The sequence below is a fragment of the Dietzia lutea genome (assembly GCF_003096075.1).
In the GTDB taxonomy this organism is placed as follows: domain Bacteria; phylum Actinomycetota; class Actinomycetes; order Mycobacteriales; family Mycobacteriaceae; genus Dietzia; species Dietzia lutea.
Genome location: NZ_CP015449.1, coordinates 2,500,547 through 2,517,809, shown reverse-complemented (window position 1 = coordinate 2,517,809; position 17,263 = coordinate 2,500,547). Strand labels below are relative to the sequence as shown.

Genomic DNA, 17,263 nt, shown 5'->3' with positions numbered 1-17,263 from the left:
AATCTGATGCCCAAGCCCAAGAAGGGCGCCCGCCTCGGCGGATCCGCCGCCCACCAGCGGCTCATCCTCTCGAACCTGGCCACCCAGCTGTTCGAGCACGATGCCATCCGCACCACGGAGACCAAGGCGAAGCTGCTGCGCCCCTACGCGGAGAAGCTCATCACCAAGGCCCGCCGCGGCACGCTGGCCGACCGTCGTGAGGCCGCCAAGGTCATCCGCGACAAGGACGTCCTGCACAAGCTGTTCGCCGAGATCGGCCCGCGCGCGGCCAACCGCGACGGCGGCTACACCCGGATCGTCAAGCTCGAGAACCGCAAGGGCGACAACGCGCCCATGGCGATGATCGCGCTCGTCACCGAGGAGCTCGCCTCCGCCGAGGCCTCCCGCGCCACCCGCGCCGCCGCCTCCAAGGCCGCCGCTGCACCCGCCGCCACCGAGTCGACCGATGACGTGACCGCCGAGGCCGAGGCCAACAGCCCGATCGCCGACCAGGTCGAGGCCGCCGACGACGCCCGGGTGGACGCCGCCGAGGAGACCGCCGAGGCCGTGTCCGAGGACGCGACCCACGCGGAGGGTTCGGACGCCGACAAGGCCTGATCCACTCCGGCTCCAGATGCAGGGCCCCGTCACCGCACCCGCGGAGACGGGGCCCTCGTCGTATGCGCCACCGGTCAGAGCACGTCAGCGACAGCCTCGGCCATCGCCCGGTGCCCGGCGGCCGTGGGGTGCATCGGGTGCGAGGCGGTCTCGATGCCGGTGAAGTCGGTGTAGCGCTCCGCCACCGGCGCGCAGGCATTGCGGCTCGCGGCGTCGTCGGGCAGGACCGCCTCGGCGCCGGCGCGGTCTGCCGCGTCCACGACGACCCGGTTGATCCGCTCGGTGACGGACCGGCTCCAGTCCACGTCACCCGGGCTCATCCGCTCCACGAAGTCGCAGCCGCCGTGCTCGGGAACCAGCGGGAGGTACGCGGTGGTGACGATCCGGGCGTCGGGTGAGCGCTCCCGGATGCCGGCGTAGACGGCGTCCAGTCGGCCCGGCAGCCCCGCCAACGCGTCCGAGGTGACCACGTCCAGCCGCTCGCGGCAGGGCGCCCCGTCGGCGACGCGGGGTGCCCGCACCACGCAGCCCACGATGTCGCCGAACCCGATGTCGTTGCCGCCGATCGACAGCGTCACCAGGTCCGTGTCGGCGGTGAGGGCGTCGAACTGCGGCGGGGTCTCGGGGATCTGGGGCGCGGTCATGTCGACCGTCCGCGCGCCGCCGCAGGTGGCGTCGACGAACTCGCCCGGCCCGATGTCGCCGGCGAGCAGGGACGGGTAGTTGCGGGTGGAGCGCAGGCACGCCTCCGGCCCGCTCGTGGGGGCGTCGGTCGGCCCCAGGGCGGCGAACGAGTCGCCGAGGGCCACGTACCGGGTCACGTCGGGACCGGGCCGTTCCGCGGTGTCGGTGGGCGCGGGAGGGGACGCGGCGGGCGGGGCCTCGTCGTCGTCGCCCCCGGAACAGGCCCCCAGCGCGAGGGCGACGGCCACGCCGGCGGCGAGGAGCGCGGCGTTGTGTGGGCGGCCGCGCGCGGCGCGGTGTGAACGGCCACGTGTCGCGCGGTGCGGGGGAGGGACCGACGGGGCGGACGGCCCCGACCCCTGTCGGGACGGGGACGGGGACGACGGTGAGGACGGCGACGACGACATGGGCCCATCGTGCCGGACGGGGCGGCGGCGGGCTGGTGTGGCGGTCGCGCGCGGGCGTGGTCTAGCGTCTGTAGGCCGTGAGCACCCGCCGGATTCGCCTCGACGTCGCCTACGACGGCACCGACTTCTCCGGGTGGGCGCGCCAGCCCGGGCTGCGGACGGTGTGCGGGGTGCTCGAGGGCGAACTCGGCACGGTCCTGCGCCACCCCGTCGTGCTGACCGTCGCCGGACGCACCGACGCCGGGGTGCACGCCCGCGCGCAGGTCTGCCACCTCGACGTGGACCCGGCCTGGCTCGACCAGCGCTCGCTGGACGGGCGCCCCGAGGCGCTGGTCCGCAGGCTCGCACGGCTGCTGCCCGCGGACATCGCGGTGATGGACGCCCGATGGGTGCCGGACGAGTTCGACGCCCGCTTCTCCGCCCTGCGCCGACACTACGAGTACCGCCTCACCACCGCGCCGTGGGGCGCCGAACCCACCCGCGCCCGCGACACGGCGGCGTGGACCCGCACCGCGGACCTCGAGGCGGTGCGCGCGGCCTCGGAGCGACTGCTGGGCTTGCACGACTTCGCCGCGTTCTGCCGCCGCCGGGAGGGCGCCACCACCATCCGGGAGCTGCAGCGCTTCGAGTGGCGCACCGAGCCGGACCCGCGCGGCGCCGACGCGCCCGGTGCGACCGAGGTGTGGACGGCGTCGGTGAGCGCGGACGCGTTCTGCTGGTCGATGGTCCGCAGCCTCGTGGGCGCCGTGATGGCCGTGGGGGAGGGGCGGCGCAGCCTCGAGTGGATCAGCGGTCTGCTGGCCGAGACCGAGCGGTCCTCCGCGGTCCCCGTGGCGCCCGCGTGCGGGTTGTCGCTGATCGGCGTCGACTACCCGGCCGACGACGAGCTCGCCGCGCGCAACCTCGTCACGCGCGAGGTGCGGCCGGGCCCGGGCGGCGGCGCGGCGGGGTGCTGCGGAGGATAGCCGCGCAGGGCGGCGCGGCGGGGTCCTGCGGGGATCAGGCCCGCGCGGCGTCGAGGATCGGGCCGAGCGCGAACAACATCACCATCGACCACGCGACGTGCGTGATCGCCGGCCCCAGGACGCCGCCGGTGGCGCGCCGCTGGAGCGCCGTCACGACACCCACGATGACGGCCGCGAGCGCCAGCAGGGGGATCCCCGCGGTGGCCGTGACAGCGGCGTACACGACGGTGGTGGTGAGGACCGGCCGGACGCGTGAGGCCGCCGAGTACACCGCGCCGCGGTGGAAGCACTCCTCGGCGACCCCGTTGACCGCCGTGAGGACCGCGACGAGCGCGAGGTTCCCCACGGTCGCGTGGGCGAGGAGAGCGTCGACCGGGTCGCGGAGTGATTCGATGCGCGCCACGACGAGGGCCCCCAGGCAGAACACCAGAGCGAGCGCGGCGGCCGTGAGCACCGAGGACAGCACCGGCCGGCGCGGGCGGTACGGTTCGCACCCCACCCGGATCGGCCCCGAGGCGAACGCGCCGGTCAGCCACACCGCGGCGAGGAGGGCGGTGGCGGGGTAGAAGAGGGCGTCCCCGGCGGGGATCCGGAGCGCCCACGCGCCCACCGCCGCGCCGACGACGAGGGTGACGACGACGACGAGGACGCGCCGCCGGGACGGGTGCGACGGCGCGGTGTCCATGTCACCGGTCCGCAGCGCCCGCAGGTAGCGGCCGGCGGGCGTGTCCCGGTCCCGCTGTCCGGACGTCACGGCCGGGAGCGCGTGCGCCCGAGGGTGGGCGGGCGGACCCCGGCCCAGTCGGCGTCGGACGGCAGCAGTCGCGCGGGATCGCCGAGCGGATCCGCGCCCTCCCACAGGGGCGGACGCGCCGGACCGTGCGGGACCCGGAGCGCCTCACGCAGGGCGTCGCGGTAGGTCGTGCGCCCGCCCGGCGGAGGACCGAGCACCTCGTCGGCGTCGTCGACGCCCACCACGGCCTCGCAACGCAGTGACTCGACCAGCGGCCCGGCGAGGCCGCGGTCGAGCGGGGTGACCAGGCCCATCCACAGTGCCGACAGTTCGGGGGTGAGCACGGGCACCGGGACCATGAGGCGACGACGCAGGCCCGCCTCCTCGGCGAAGACCTGCATCATCTCGCCGTAGGTGAGCACGTCGGGTGCGCCCACGTCGATCGCGCGGCCGCCCGCGAGGTCGCCCTCGAGCGGGCACGCCGTGGCGGCGGACAGGTAGCGGACCACGTCGCGCACGGCGATCGGCTGGATACGGTTGTGCACCCACCTGGGCGTGACCATCGCCGGGAGCCGGGTGGAGAGGTGCCGGATCATCTCGAACGACGCCGAGCCCGACCCGATCACCACCCCGGCCCGGATCACGAGCGCCGGCACGGAGGAGGCGAGCATGACGTCCGCCACCTCGGCGCGCGAGCGCAGGTGCGGGGACAGGTCGTCGTCGTCCTCGGGGTGCAGCCCGGACAGGTGCACGATGCGCTCGACGCCCGCCTCCTCGGCGGCGCGGACGAACGCCTCGGTGGTCTCGCGCTCCTCGCGGGCGAAGTCCTCCGAGTCGCCCATCGAGTGCACGAGGTGGCAGGCCACGTCCACCTCGCGCAACGCCGCGAGCAGCGCGTCGGTGTCCCCGAGTCCGCCGGAGCGCACGGTCACCTCGTCCCGCCACGGCACGTCGTCGAGCCTGGCGGGGGTGCGCGCGAGCACCGAGACCTCGGCGCCGCCCGCGACGAGCCGGGGTACGAGCCGCGATCCGATGTACCCGGTCGCGCCGATCACGAGCACCCGCCGGCCGTGCGGCGCTCCGGAGGACAACCCGGCCAGGTCCTGGGAGGAGGTCATGGTCCCGACCCTGCCACCGTCGCCGTCCCGCCGCACCCGCTCCGCGATCAGCCTTCTGACCTGTCCGGGTGTGTCGGCGCGGGCGCGATCGGCGGGTTATCCGGATACTGGGGGAGACACGCACCCACGGACCGCGGCCACGGGAGGAGAACACATGGCGATTCGCGCGGCTCGACCCCGGCAGCTCTCGCGATCGCTGGACTTCTCCGGCGTGCGCATCGAGACGGCCCGCCTGCGATCGGACCGGGCCATCACCACCTTCTGGCGCTGGTGGTCCGCCGACGGCAGGCGCCGGGCCACCGCGGCGATCGACTCCGGCGACACCGGGCGGGTGGTCCCGGAGATCAGTTCGCTCATCGAGGCCATCGACCCGGGCCTGTCGTGGGAGTTCGTCCCGGGCTGCGAGGACGTGCCCCACCGGCTGACCGTCACCGCGGCGGGAGTGCCCGAGTTGCGGGGCGCCGCCCGTCGGTGGTTGGCCGCCGCGCCGCGGGCCGACGAGACGTGGTCGTTCGCCGACCTGCGTGAGCCGGTCAGGGGCTGCGCGATGTACTTCCGCGACCACCGGTTGGGGTTCGACGACGCCGAGGTCGTGGTGGACCTGGGGCTGTCCCGGGCCGACGTCACGGTGCACCACCCGGCGTTCACCGCGCTGACCGGGGCCGATTCGTCGATCGCCGCCTACCTCCTGCTGGACGCCCTGTGCGGCGAGGAGCAGGTGGAGACGTGGGTCGGGCTCATCAGGGCCAACGCCACCGCGCCCGGCGTCGACGCGGTGCCGCTCGCCGACCTGCCCCAGATCCTGCGTGAGCTCGCCGCGGACAACACCGACGAGCTGGGCGAGCCGGCATGGCAGATCCTCCACGGGGACACCGACCGGGGCCCGCTCGTGGCCGTCGTCCGCGTCCCGCTGGTCGCCCTGTCGGCGCCGGAGTTCGACCGCCACGTCGCCGTCCACGTGCCGTACACGGACGTCGAGGACGGGGGACTGCCCGGCTCGCGCTCGCTGCCCGGCCTGCGGGACCTCGAGGACCACCTCGTCGAGCGCCTCGAGGGCAACGGCGAGTGCGTGGGGGCGGAGAGCTGCGACGGGCGCCGTCTGCTGCACTTCTACGTCGACTCCACGACCCCCGCCCACGAGCAGCTGCGGGTGGCGGCGTCGGGCTGGGATCAGGGCGAGGTGACGGTGACCGTCACGGATGACCCGGGCTGGCGGAAGGTGCAGCACCTGCGGGTGTGAGCTCGCCCGGCACGCTGAGGGGGCCGACGAACGCCTCCTCGCCGGGCCCGGCCACCACCGAGACGCGGCGGGACTCGCCCGCGCGCGGCTCGACCGAGATCCACCCGTCGATCCGCCCGTCCAGCACGAGGTCCGGCGGGGCCGCGGTGTCCGCGTACCGCTCGCCCCGCAGCTCCCAGTCGGCGTCGACCCGGATGACGGTGGGCGGGGTGACGTCCGGTCCGCCCGGTCCGGCGAGGGCGTCGATGCGCCCCTCGGTCAACGGGCCGTCCACATCCCACATCACGGCGTCGACCGGGGCTCCCGCGTCGGAGGCGTCGGGGTCGACGATCCGGTAGCGGGACTCGTCGCCGATCGCGGTCAGTGGCCGCCACCGGTCGGGGACGTCGGTGACCACGGCGACCCGGTACCCGGCCGCGACCGCGCGGAAGGCGACCTGTCGGCAGACCGCGGGTCGCGCGGCGAGCAGGACCGACCGCAGGTGCGGGCCGGCCAGCTGGACCGCCGCCGCGCCCCCGGTGCGCGTCGCGCCGAGGATCTGGCCGCAGCCGTGCGCCGGCGGGGCGAGGACGGCGAGGTCGTCGACACGTCGCCGGACCAGCGACCCGGCGACGGCCACGGGCATCTCCTCGCCGGGAACGGGCAGGACGCCCGCCGACGGCAGCCGATGACAGGTGTCTGCGATGAGTGGCGATATACGCTCGGCCACCGCCTCCGCGGCGACCGCCTCCCCGCCCACCGCCCCGACGGCCACGCCGGTCAGGCCCACGGTGGTCGCCACGTCCACCACGTCGTCGCGACCCCCCACGCGCCGCAGGCGGAGCACCTCGGTGACGCGCGCGGCCCGCACGGTGGTGAGCCCGTCGATCACCGCCCTCGGGTCGGCGGACGGGCGCACCACCACCCCGACGCCCGGCCCGGGGTCCCCCTCGGCGTCCAGGTAGAGGTCGGCGAGTTCGGCCGCGTCGAGGACCCGACACGGCACCCCGTGATGCACGAGCGACCGGCGCAGCCGCTCGGTGGCCACCGTGACCACCTGCTCCAGCGAGCCGTCGGCCCGTCCGGCGGGCCCCAGCGCGAGCAGTGCGAGGTCGAACCGCAGCAGCAGGTGGACGCGTCGGTGCGAGATCAGCGCGAGCGGGCCGACGAGCGCGTCGTACACCTCGCCGTCGTCACCCGTCGCGGCGCGGCGACCGTCGACCACCACGTCGATCCCCTCGAGGCGCACCCCGCCCTGCTCGAGCTGGCGCGCCACCACCGCCAACGGGAGGCGGACGCCGCGGTGGTCGGCCGGGTCGTCCCGCCCCACCTCGGTGGTCACGAGCGCGCCGGCCGAGATCTCCACGGCGGTCGTCACCACCCGCTCGCCCTCCACACATCCGACGGGGGAGCGATCCGGGGCGACGAGGTCCACCACGTCGACGGGACGCCGACGCGCGGCCCGCGGGCGCGCCAGCACCGGGCGGCCGCTGCGCCGCGCGGTGATCACGGCGGCGACGAGCACGACCGCCACGAACTGGGCCCACGGCTGCGCCTGCGGCGGGCAGACCACGGTGAGAACGACCGTCGCGACGATCGCGGCGGCGAGCCCGGCCAGGGTGGGAACCGCCGTCATCCACGCGCCCCCTTCACGCCTGTCGCGAGCCCTCGGGCGCGTGCGGACGGCGCCCCCGGATGACCGGCCACGGGGGCCGGATCCTGGCGTACCCTACCCCCGGTGCCCCCGGCTGCGGGGGCGCCACATCCGTGGAAAGGGGGCCGCGCCGGTGCCGCTCAAGCCGACGACCCGGGCGCAGGTGGACGGCCACCGTTTCCTCGCCCGCCGGGCCCGCCACGCCGTGGTCTCCCAGGACGTCCGGATGCTGCACGACCCGCTGAGACGTCAGTCGACGGGGCTGACGGTGGGCGTGGTCGCGGCGGTCCTCGGCGTGGCCGGTGCCGCGGTGCTGGCCCTGCTCGACCCGGCCCCGGACGTCGGGAGCACGACGATCATGGTCGGGCGGGACTCCGGGCAGATGTACGTGCGGGCCGGTCAGACCGTGCACCCCGTGCTCAACCTCGCGTCCGCGCGCCTCGTGCTGGGCGAGCCCGCGGAGCCGCGGACCGTGCGCGACGACGACCTCGCCGGCACCCCGCGCGGCGGCCTGCTCGGCATCCCCGGCGCGCCGTCGGCGCTACCCGGTCACCGGGACGCCGAGGCGGCGGCCGCCGTGTCGTGGACGGTGTGCGACGAGGTCGCCGACGCCGATCGCGGACGCCCGCGCGTGACCGGCACGAGCATCGTCGCGCGGGAGGACGCGGACGTCGGGGCCGCGCCCGGTCGCGAGACGGGCCCGGACGAGATCGTGCTGGCGGACCAGGACGGCACCGGCTGGCTGCTCCGCGACGGCACCCGCGCGCGCATCGACCTCGGCGACGGCGACCTGCTGGAGATCCTCGGCCTCGGCGGGGTCGACCCGCGTCCGGTCACGGCGGCCCTGGTGGACCCGCTGCCGGAGGTTGACCCGGTGCGCCGGCCGGTGATCGAGATGGCGGGCGAGCCGGTCGACTACGGACTCGACGGGCTGCGAATCGGTCAGGTGTTCACCGTGGAGACGGCCACGGGGACGCGGACCCATGTCGCGCTGGCCGACGGCGTGCAGGAGGTCGGTCCGGTGCTCGCCGACGTGATCCGCTCCACCGCGACGGTCGGGGCGGTCGCGCAGGTGCCGCCGGACCGGATGGCCGTACCGCGGTCGGTGGCACTGGATGTGGAGGCCTACCCCGGCGAGCGCCCGACGGTGCTCGAGACGTCCGCCTCCCCGGTGTTGTGCGTGCGCGACGCGGGCGGGCCGGGCCCGGCCGCGCGCCGGGTGTCCCTGGTGGCGGGCGCGCCGGCTCCCGGCCCCGGGGAGGCCCGGGCGGTGGCCGGCGCCGACGGCGGGGGCCCGGCGGTCGACGCGGTGGGCGTGCCGGGCGGCGGGCTGCTCGTCGCGGCGACGGGACGGGGCACGACGACCCGCAGCGCGGTCACGACGATCGTGGCCGACACGGGGGTGCGGTTCGACGTCCCCGACGCGCCGACCGCCGCGGTGCTCGGCCTGGGTGGCGCGCCGGTGCCGGTGGACACCGCGATCCTCGACCGCCTCCCGGCCGGGCCGCGCCTGGACCGCGGATCGGCGCTGGTCGCCCGGGACGGCTCGGATCTGGCGCTGGCGGGACAGGACGACACGACGGGCTGACCCGGGCGTGTGGCGGGCGAAAGCCCGCGACGGGAGGTGGCCGCGACGGGCGGTGGCCCGCGACGGGCGGTGGGGCGAGGTCAGTCGGCGCGGCGCCTGGTGCCGCCCGGCCCGGTGTCGCGGGGCCTGTGACGGTCCGGCCCGGTGTCGCGGGACCCGAGCAGGGTGACGACGACGAGGGCGATCGCCCCCAGGGCCAGCGCGCCCGCCGCCACGCCCGCGCCGGCGCCCGCACCCGGTGGGCCGGAATCGGGCGGGGGAGCGGCGATCGTGGTGGTCGACGGGGCGGGCCGGCCGGCTCTGCGGACGCCGGTCACGGCGGCCACCGGGTCCACCACCCCGTGGCCGATCGCGTGGTCGTGCCCGCCCGCGGCGGGGATCGCGGTGTCCTCGATCCTGGCGATCACCTGGCGCGCGGTGAGCCCGGGGTGGGCCTGACGGACGAGCGCGGCGGTGCCGGCGACGAACGGCGCGGCGAAGCTGGTGCCGCTGATCGGGGTGCGCGAGCCGTCGCCGGCCACGACGAAGTCGGACACGCCCGCGCCGTCGGCGCCCACGGACCGCAGCCCCACGGCGGGCGCGGCGACGTCCACCCACGGGCCGCGCAGCGAGAACTCCGCGGGGGCGCCGTCCGCGTCGACGCCGCCGACGGTGAGCACGTGGTCGTCGTACCAGGCGGGGGAGGCGATCGTGAGGACGTCGTCCCAGCCGTCGGCGCCCGGTGCGGACGGGTCGGTGGCGGGCGGGTTCTGTTCGCCGCACGCCTCGCCGACGTTCCCGGCGGCGGCGACCACCACGACGTCGTGGTCGACGGCGGCGTAGCGGATCGCGCCGCCGAGGGTGGCGTCGGCGAGCACGGTGCCCGCGGGGACGCAGGCGACCTCCGAGATGTTGATGACCCCGGCGCCGGCGTCGACGGCGGCCCGGATCGACCGGGCGAGGGTGGACAGGGTGCCGACCCCGGCGCCGACCGTCGGACCGCCGGGGCCGGGGCTCTCGGCGCGGAGGACGCTGCTGGACTGGCGGATAGAGACGATCTCGACGCCGGGCGCGATGCCCGAGTGCCCGGCGGTGTCCTCGGTGGCCGCGAGCACCCCGGCCACGAGCGTGCCGTGGGCGTCACAGTCCTCCGTGCCGTCCCGGCCGGGCACCACGTCACCGGCCCCGCGGACCCGCGGCAGCCGCGGCCCGGGGTTGACCCCGGTGTCGATGACGGCCACGACCTGGCCCTCCCCGCGGCCGTGGATCCACGCGTCGGCCAGCTCGGCGGCGGTCGCCGAGGCGGGCGGGGCGGTCGGGTCGAGGACGGCGGCGGTGGTGCGGCACGGGCCGTCCAGGCGCAGGGGCCCGGAGTCCAGCCCCGAGCCCTCGGGGACCGGGCCGTCGATTGACGGGCGCTCCACCGCGGACGCGGCGGGCGTCCCCGCCGGGTGGGCGAGCAGCTGACCGGCCACCACCGCGGCCACGGTTGCCGTGGCCGCAATCCGCCGGAAGGCACGGGTGGCACGGTGGCCGAGGGTGGGGCGCGCGGCGGCCGGTCCCGGGTCCGTCATCGCTGGCGGACGAGGGAGTAGACCTCCATGGCGCCCACCGCGAGGGGGACGATCGCGCAGAGGGCGACGGCCTCGACCACCCCCACGGCCCGGAGCGCGCCGGGGGAGAGGTCGACGTGCGGCAGGACCGACGCGGCCACGACGACCGCCGCGGCGACGGCCACCGCGGCCGGGACGACGACCCCCACCGGCGAGTCGACGGTCACGCCCGCGCCCACCAGCACGCCGGCGGTCAGCACGAGCGCCGAGATCAGCAGCACGGCGGTGTGGACCCGGTCGGCGTAGCCCAGTCCGCGCAGCACCAGCACGACGATGAGGACCAGCGCCAGCGGAGCCGACCAGCGGGTGCTGTCGCTGTCGCCGGTCAGAGACGTCAGCGACCCGGCGGTGCAGACCGCCCCCGCCGCGGCCAGCAGGCCGGTGAGCCAGGACCGCGAGGTGAGGAACCGGTGCCGCAACACGTCCGGCGTGGGCAGGGGACCGCGGGCGCGACCACGCACGTCGTGGTCGATGTCCTCGAGGTCGCCGGCCTCGACGTCCTCGCCCGGGGCGGGCACCGGAGGGATGGGGATGCGGGCGGCCCAGACGGCGATCCGCGGGGCCGCGGTGAGCAGGAGGAGCCCGACGAGCACTGCGCCGGCGCCCACCGCGGGGGCCGGCGTGCGGGTCGTCGCCGCCACGAGCGCACCGACCGCGCCCGTCGCGAGCGCCACGCACGCCGCGAGGTACCCGGCGGCGGTGTCGTAGCCGTGGACCGGCCCCGGGCGGAAGACGGTCGACCGCAGCACCCCGGCGAGGACCGCCCCGGCCGTGAGCCCGCCCAGGAGGTGCCCGGCGCCGACGGGAGGGCCACCCACGGTGGACCCCGCGAGCACCGTGAAGCCCACCGCACACGCACCCGCGACGGCGTCCGCGAACCCGTGCACGGAGGCGCGACGCAGGGCGAGGACCGCGGCCAGGCCGAGCAGCGCGAGCAGCAACGACACCAGCGGGGTCGTGAGCCCGCCGTCGAGCCACCACTGCCGGGTCGCCGCCACCGCGGCGGCGACCGCCACGACAGCGGTCGCGGCGGTCGCGGTGGTGACCGCGTCACGACGGTCCCACGAGGCGGAGCGGGCCACGTCCGGCTCGGTCAGTCCCTGCAGGACGTCGTCGAACAGTGGGGCGGGCGTCGGCACCGGGCGGTGGTCCAGCACGAGGATCTCGCCGTCGTGGACGCGCTGCTGGGCGAGGGTCTCCGACACGGCCAGCGGGCCGCCGGCCAGTCGGGACAGCTGCCAGGACCCGCCGGTGCCGCCGCCCATCCGGGCGTCGACGTCCACCCCCGACGCCGGGCCCGCGACCGCGCGGATGTGGTCACGGACGAGGTCCACGACCTCCGGGATCACCGCGACCAGCTCGAGGTGGGCGGGCAGACTCAGGTCCACGCGGGTGGAGCGGCACACCACCGACACCCGGCGCTGGTCCAGGGGTTCGACGCCCGCGGCGACGCCCCTGATCTCACTGTCCGCCGACATCTCGCCGACCTCCCGCTCGCTCCCGGTTGGTGCCCCCGCCAGGACGTGTACTGCCCTAACATCGCCACCCGATACGCCGATCATTGTCGGGGCGGAAGGGCGCTCGTGGGGGGCCCAACTCCCGGCGGCGCGCCGCGCGCCCGGCGGCAGTGGAGGGGACGATCGCTGGTGACGCACACGGGTGCCGCTGATGGGTGACGTCGTGTTCGCGCGCGCCGAGAAGCTCGACGCCCCGCCCACGCCCGGCGGCGAGATCGCACTGCAGGCGCCGCCCGCCCTGCCGCGGCCGACCCCGCGCCCGCTCATCCAGATCGTCCTGCCCATCGTCCTGGTGGTGGCCGTGGGCGGGATGGTCGTGGTGATGATGCGCACGGGGATGATGCGCAACCCCATGTTCATGCTCTTCCCGGTGATGATGGCCGTCTCGGCGGTGGGCATGCTCGCCGGCACGCTGACCGGCGGGAACAAGACCGCCGAGACGGACGAACTGCGCAAGGACTACCTGCGCTACCTCGGCCAGACCCGGGACACCGTCCGCGAGACCGCGGCCGCGCAGCGGGCGGCCGCCCTCTGGCGCCACCCGGACCCCGTCGAGCTGCCCGCGCTCGTCGGTACGTCCCGCATGTGGGAGCGCGACGAGTCGGACCCCGACGACCTCACCATCCGCGTGGGCCCCGGCCGCCAGTCGCTCGCGACCCGGCTCGAGGCCCCGGACACGGGTCCCGTCGACGACCTGGAGCCGGTGTCGGTGGTGAGCATGCGACGCTTCGTCCGCGTGCACTCGGTGGTCGACGAGCTGCCCGTCGCGCTGGAGCTGCGCGCGTTCGCCGCCCTGTCCCTCGACGGCGACGTCGACCGGGTGCGCGCCGCCGTGCGCGCCATGATCGGCGGCCTCGTGGTGGCCCACGGCCCCGGCCGGGTCCGCGTCGCGGTGGCCGCGAGCGAGGGCGACGCCCGCCGGGCCTGGGAGTGGCTCAAGTGGCTCCCGCACCACGAACACCACGTCTACACCGACGGCGGCGGGCGGGTCCGGCTCACCGAGTTCTCGCTCGCCGGGGTCGAGTCGATGCTCGGGACCGACATCTCGGACCGACCCGCCTTCTCCCCGAGCGCGGCCGGTGTCCCGGGGCGGGCGCACCTCGTCGTCGTCGTCGACGGGGTCGGCGTCACCGGCGCCGAGCGTCTCCTGGCCGAGGACGGACTCGACGGCGTCACCGTGCTCGAGGTCTCCGGCAGCCGTGCGGGGCAGCTGCGCGACCTCGCGCTGCGCCGGGGTCTGTGCATCCGCGTCGGCGACGACCGCGTGGCGCGCGTCCGCACCGAGGCGGGCGAGGAGGAGGTCGCGCGGGTCGACGCGATGAGCCCGCCGGAGGCCGAGCGACTGGCCATGGCGCTGTCGCGCTACCGGCCCGCCGACACGGTGACCCACGCCGACGGCTCCACCTCGACCCGCCGCGCGCCCGGCCTGCCCGACCTGCTGGGGATCGGCGTGGCCACCCAGGTCGACCCGGCGGTCGCGTGGCGGCGCCGCGGAGAACGCGACCGGCTGCGCGTGCCCGTGGGGGTCAGTCCCGACGGCGCGCCCGTGGAGCTCGACCTCAAGGAGGCCGCGCACGGCGGCATGGGCCCGCACGGGCTGTGTATCGGCGCGACCGGGTCGGGCAAGTCCGAGTTCCTGCGCACCCTCGTGCTGGGCCTGGTCGCCACCCACGACCCCGATTCGCTCAACCTCGTGCTGGTGGACTTCAAGGGCGGCGCCACGTTCCTCGGGCTGGAGTCGTTGGCACACGTCGCCGCGGTCATCACCAATCTGCAGGCCGAGATCACCATGGTCGACCGCATGCGGGACGCCCTCGAGGGGGAGCTCACCCGGCGCCAGGAGGTGCTCCGCGCGGCCGGCAACTACTCGAACGTGGCGGAGTACGAGGCCGCCCGCGCCAAGGGCGCCCCGCTGGACCCGCTCCCCGCGCTGGTGATCGTGGTCGACGAGTTCTCCGAGCTGCTGTCCTCCAAGCCCGAGTTCGCCGAGCTGTTCCTCACGATCGGGCGCCTCGGGCGCTCCCTGCACATCCACCTGCTGCTCGCGTCCCAGCGCCTCGAGGAAGGACGGCTGCGCGGGCTGGACAGCCACCTGTCCTACCGGATCGCCCTCAAGACGTTCTCGGCGACCGAGTCTCGCACCGTCCTCGGCGTGACCGACGCCTACCACCTGCCCGCCACGCCGGGCGCCGGCTACCTCAAGGTGGACGCCGGTGAGCCGGTGAGGTTCGACGCCGCCTACGTGTCCGGCCCGTACACCGAGGACCGCCGCCTCGACGGCTCGTCGGTGGCCACGGTCGCCGCGCGGGCGGCGGTGCGGCCGTTCACCGCCTGGTACATGCCGGTGCCGACGCCGCCGGTGGTAGTCGGGGCCGACGACGACGAGGACCTCGTTCCCGGCGACGCCGCGGACGCCGACGGCACGGAGGAGTCGGCGAGCCTGCTCGACGTCCTGGTGGGCCGACTCGCCGGGCACGGCCGACCCGCGCACGAAGTGTGGCTGGCCCCGCTGGGGGAGGGCGCTCCGCTGGACTCGGCCGTGGGCACCGAACCGACGGGCACCGCATCGATGGACGCCGCGGCCGCGGGCACCGAACCTACGCGCGCCGAACCGACGGGGACCGCGATCGCGGGCGTCCGGCCGGTCGGGCTGCGGTTCCCGCTCGCCGAGGTGGACCTGCCGTTCGAGCAGCGCCGCGACACCTGGTACGTGGACCTGTCCGGTGCCGACGGCAACGTCGCCGTCGTCGGCGGCACCCGCTCCGGCAAGTCGACGACGCTGTGCACCCTCGTGCTGTCCGCGGCCGCGACCACCGAGCCCGACCGGCTGTCGGTGTACGTCGTGGACCTCGGCGGCGGCCTGCTGCAGTCGGTCTCGGACCTGCCGCACGTGGGCGGGGTCGCCCGCCGCGGCGAGGAGGAGAGGATCCGGCGCACGATCGCCGAGGTGGACGCCGAGCGTCGCCGTCGTGAAGCCGCGTTCCGCGAGGCGGACATCACCTCCGTCGACCAGGCGCGCCGTCGGAAGATCGAGCGGAACGGGCGCCCCGTGACGGAGTACCCCGACGTCCTGCTGGTGCTCGACGGGTGGCAGGCCCTGCGCACCGGGTTCGAGGACCTCGAGGCCGTGGTCCTGGGCCTGGCCGCGGACGGGCTGTCCTACGGCGTCCACGTGGTGCTGTCCGCCTCCCGCTGGGCGGACCTGCGGCCGGCGCTGCGCGACGCCCTCGGCACGAGGGTCGAGTTGCGGCTGGGCGATCCCACCGACTCCATGATCGACCGGCGCGCGGCGATGACGGTCCCTGCCGCCCCGGGGCGGGGACTCACCCGCGCCCGAGACCACATGCTCGTCTACCAACCCCGGCTCGACGGCCGCGTCGACCCGGAGGGCATGGCCGACGCGACCGCCGAGGCCTCGCGTCACCTCGCCCGGCGGTGGCGCGCCCGGGTGGGCGACGTCGGCGCGGCCCCCGTCCGGATGCTGCCCGAGGTCCTGCCCTACGCGCAGGTCGCGAGCCTGGCCCGCCCCGACGCCGACGGTCGTCGCTCCCGCGTCCCGCTCGGCGTCGACGAGGCCGATCTCACGGTGGTCTACGCCGACCTCGAGGGCGACCCGCTCATGCTGGTGCTGGGCGACTCGGAGTGCGGGAAGACCTCCCTCCTGCGGTCGCTGTCCCGCGGCCTGGTCGCGGGGAACACCCCCGAGCACGCCAAGCTCATCGTGGTGGACTACCGGCGCACGATGCTCGGCGAGGTCGAAGGGGACCACCTGGCGGGTTACGCGCCCACCGAGACGGCCCTCGTGCCCATGGTCGAGCACCTGGCGCGCGTCCTCGAGGAGCGCATGCCCGGCGCCGACGTCACGGCCGAGGAGCTGCGCGCGCGGTCGTGGTGGAGCGGACCGAGGATCTACCTGCTCGTCGACGACCTGGACCTCGTCATCACCGGCGGGGGCAACCCGTTGCAGCCCCTGGCCCGCTTCCTGCCCCACGCCCGGGACATCGGCCTGTCGGTCGTCCTGGCGCGGCGCAGCGCCGGCGCCTCGCGCGCGCTGTTCGACCCCTTTGTGGCCCGGATCCGCGACCTGGGCGGCGCCGGGTTCCTCATGTCCGGCAGCCGCGAGGAGGGACCGTTGCTCGGCGGCGTGCGACCCGGCCCGCTGCCGGCCGGGCGGGGGCGGCTCATCACCCGTGACGGCGGCGTGCGGCTGGTCCAGACCGCACTGTCCGAACCGTGACCGACGGGCGGGCGGCGACCCTGGCCGTCGACCTGTCCTGTTCGGGGTTGGCCGTCGCGGCGGCGTCCGCCTCGGCGGTGCTGTCCCCGGCGGTCGCCCCCGCCTCCGTCCTCGCCGGCCTCGACGGATCGGCGCTCCCGCCCGGTGGGGACCGCATCGAGTGCTCGGATCGGGCCGACGCGGCCGCCGCCCGCTTCCCGGGCCGGTGCCTCGCAGACCCCGTCGCCCACGCACACCGCGACCGCGTGGACGTCGCCGGCCTCTCGGTGCCCGTCCCCGAGCTCCTCGCGGCCCCCGTCGCGCGCGCACTTCGCTGGGCCGGGGCCGGGGCCGGGGCCGGGGTCGGTGACAGTGACGGTGATGGCGACACCGCTGTGCTGGTGGTGCCCAGTGACTGGGGCACGAGCCGTACCACCCGGCTCGTGGCCGCCGCCCGGGGCGTGGGGGTCGCCGCCCGCGTGGTCCGCTCAGCCCTGGTCACGGCCGAGGCGCTGCCGTCGTCGTCGGCGCGCTGGGCGGTGTGCGTGGAATCCTCCCGCACGCGCACCACGGTCTCGCTCGTCGAACGTGCGCGCGGCGGACTGACCCTGGTCGACCGCGCCGTGGTGCACCGCCGTGACCCGTTCCGCGACTCCGCCGTCGACGACGAGGTGCCGCGCGTCCTCGACGCGGTCGCCGGACTGCGGCGCCGGCGGCGCGAGGCGGCCACCGGGTCCACGGAGGTCCTCGTGCGCGGCCGGGTCGCCGAGCGGGTCGTGGACGCGTGCGACCGGGCCCGTCTGTTGTCGTTCGTGATACCCGACGTCGCGCCGGTCGAGGCGGCGGCCCGGCTCTACACGACCTCCTGACGATCCCGGCGGAGAATTTCCCGTTCCCGCGGAACCGAACGGCCTCCCGGCCGCGTCGAACACTGTGACGGACCCAGAACGGGAGTCCGCAGCGACCACAGGGG

Annotated in this window: 12 protein-coding genes; 6 read left to right on the top strand and 6 right to left on the bottom strand. The window is 76.2% G+C overall.

All coding sequences use genetic code 11. The annotated features are described in order from the left end of the window. Positions 1-6 precede the first annotated feature (6 nt). Complete coding sequence (gene rplQ / locus A6035_RS11455; RefSeq protein WP_108847890.1) at positions 7-597, top strand: 50S ribosomal protein L17; 591 nt, start codon at positions 7-9, stop codon at positions 595-597. A gap of 74 nt (positions 598-671) precedes the next feature. Here rplQ and A6035_RS11450 read toward each other — a convergent pair whose 3' ends face one another. Further along, complete coding sequence (locus tag A6035_RS11450; RefSeq protein ID WP_244192419.1) at positions 672-1,529, bottom strand: SGNH/GDSL hydrolase family protein; 858 nt, start codon at positions 1,527-1,529, stop codon at positions 672-674. 236 nt (positions 1,530-1,765) lie between these two features. On the opposite strand from A6035_RS11450, the gene truA reads away from it, so the two are divergent. Then, positions 1,766-2,653: a tRNA pseudouridine(38-40) synthase TruA gene (truA, locus tag A6035_RS11445; RefSeq protein ID WP_108847888.1), complete on the top strand. Its 888-nt coding sequence runs from the start codon at positions 1,766-1,768 to the stop codon at positions 2,651-2,653. Positions 2,654-2,687: 34 nt separating this feature from the next. Here the strand turns inward: truA and A6035_RS11440 are convergent, their stop codons facing one another. Beyond that, the gene (locus A6035_RS11440) at positions 2,688-3,407 is read right to left on the bottom strand and encodes a CPBP family intramembrane glutamic endopeptidase (protein ID WP_244192418.1); all 720 of its coding nucleotides are present in this window, start codon (positions 3,405-3,407) and stop codon (positions 2,688-2,690) included. Then, complete coding sequence (locus tag A6035_RS11435; RefSeq protein ID WP_167400725.1) at positions 3,404-4,504, bottom strand: NAD(P)H-binding protein; 1,101 nt, start codon at positions 4,502-4,504, stop codon at positions 3,404-3,406. Before A6035_RS11435 ends, A6035_RS11440 begins: the two co-directional genes overlap by 4 nt. Positions 4,505-4,658: 154 nt before the next feature. Here A6035_RS11435 and A6035_RS11430 point away from each other — a divergent pair, with 154 nt between their 5' ends. After that, positions 4,659-5,744 carry a DUF695 domain-containing protein gene (locus A6035_RS11430; RefSeq protein WP_108847885.1) on the top strand — a complete coding sequence of 362 codons (1,086 nt, stop codon included), beginning with the start codon at positions 4,659-4,661 and terminating at the stop codon, positions 5,742-5,744. On the opposite strand, the gene A6035_RS11425 is transcribed toward A6035_RS11430, so the two are convergent. Continuing rightward, positions 5,698-7,359 (bottom strand): type VII secretion protein EccE, encoded by a 1,662-nt coding sequence (locus A6035_RS11425; RefSeq protein ID WP_108847884.1) that lies wholly within the window; start codon positions 7,357-7,359, stop codon positions 5,698-5,700. The genes A6035_RS11430 and A6035_RS11425 overlap by 47 nt on opposite strands. A 151-nt stretch (positions 7,360-7,510) precedes the next feature. Between A6035_RS11425 and eccB the strand changes: the two genes are divergently transcribed. After that, positions 7,511-8,965 (top strand): type VII secretion protein EccB, encoded by a 1,455-nt coding sequence (gene eccB / locus A6035_RS11420; RefSeq protein WP_108847883.1) that lies wholly within the window; start codon positions 7,511-7,513, stop codon positions 8,963-8,965. 80 nt (positions 8,966-9,045) lie between these two features. Here the strand turns inward: eccB and mycP are convergent, their stop codons facing one another. Next, positions 9,046-10,518 (bottom strand): type VII secretion-associated serine protease mycosin, encoded by a 1,473-nt coding sequence (mycP, locus tag A6035_RS11415; RefSeq protein ID WP_108847882.1) that lies wholly within the window; start codon positions 10,516-10,518, stop codon positions 9,046-9,048. Next, positions 10,515-12,035 carry a type VII secretion integral membrane protein EccD gene (eccD, locus tag A6035_RS11410; RefSeq protein WP_108847881.1) on the bottom strand — a complete coding sequence of 507 codons (1,521 nt, stop codon included), beginning with the start codon at positions 12,033-12,035 and terminating at the stop codon, positions 10,515-10,517. Before eccD ends, mycP begins: the two co-directional genes overlap by 4 nt. Positions 12,036-12,225: 190 nt before the next feature. Between eccD and eccCa the strand changes: the two genes are divergently transcribed. Both eccCa and A6035_RS11400 read left to right on the top strand, forming a co-directional pair. Further along, a complete protein-coding gene (gene eccCa / locus A6035_RS11405) occupies positions 12,226-16,311 on the top strand; it encodes a type VII secretion protein EccCa (protein ID WP_108849246.1) in 4,086 nt (1,361 codons plus the stop codon). Continuing rightward, complete coding sequence (locus A6035_RS11400) at positions 16,308-17,159, top strand: hypothetical protein (RefSeq protein WP_108847880.1); 852 nt, start codon at positions 16,308-16,310, stop codon at positions 17,157-17,159. Before eccCa ends, A6035_RS11400 begins: the two co-directional genes overlap by 4 nt. Positions 17,160-17,263 lie beyond the last annotated feature (104 nt).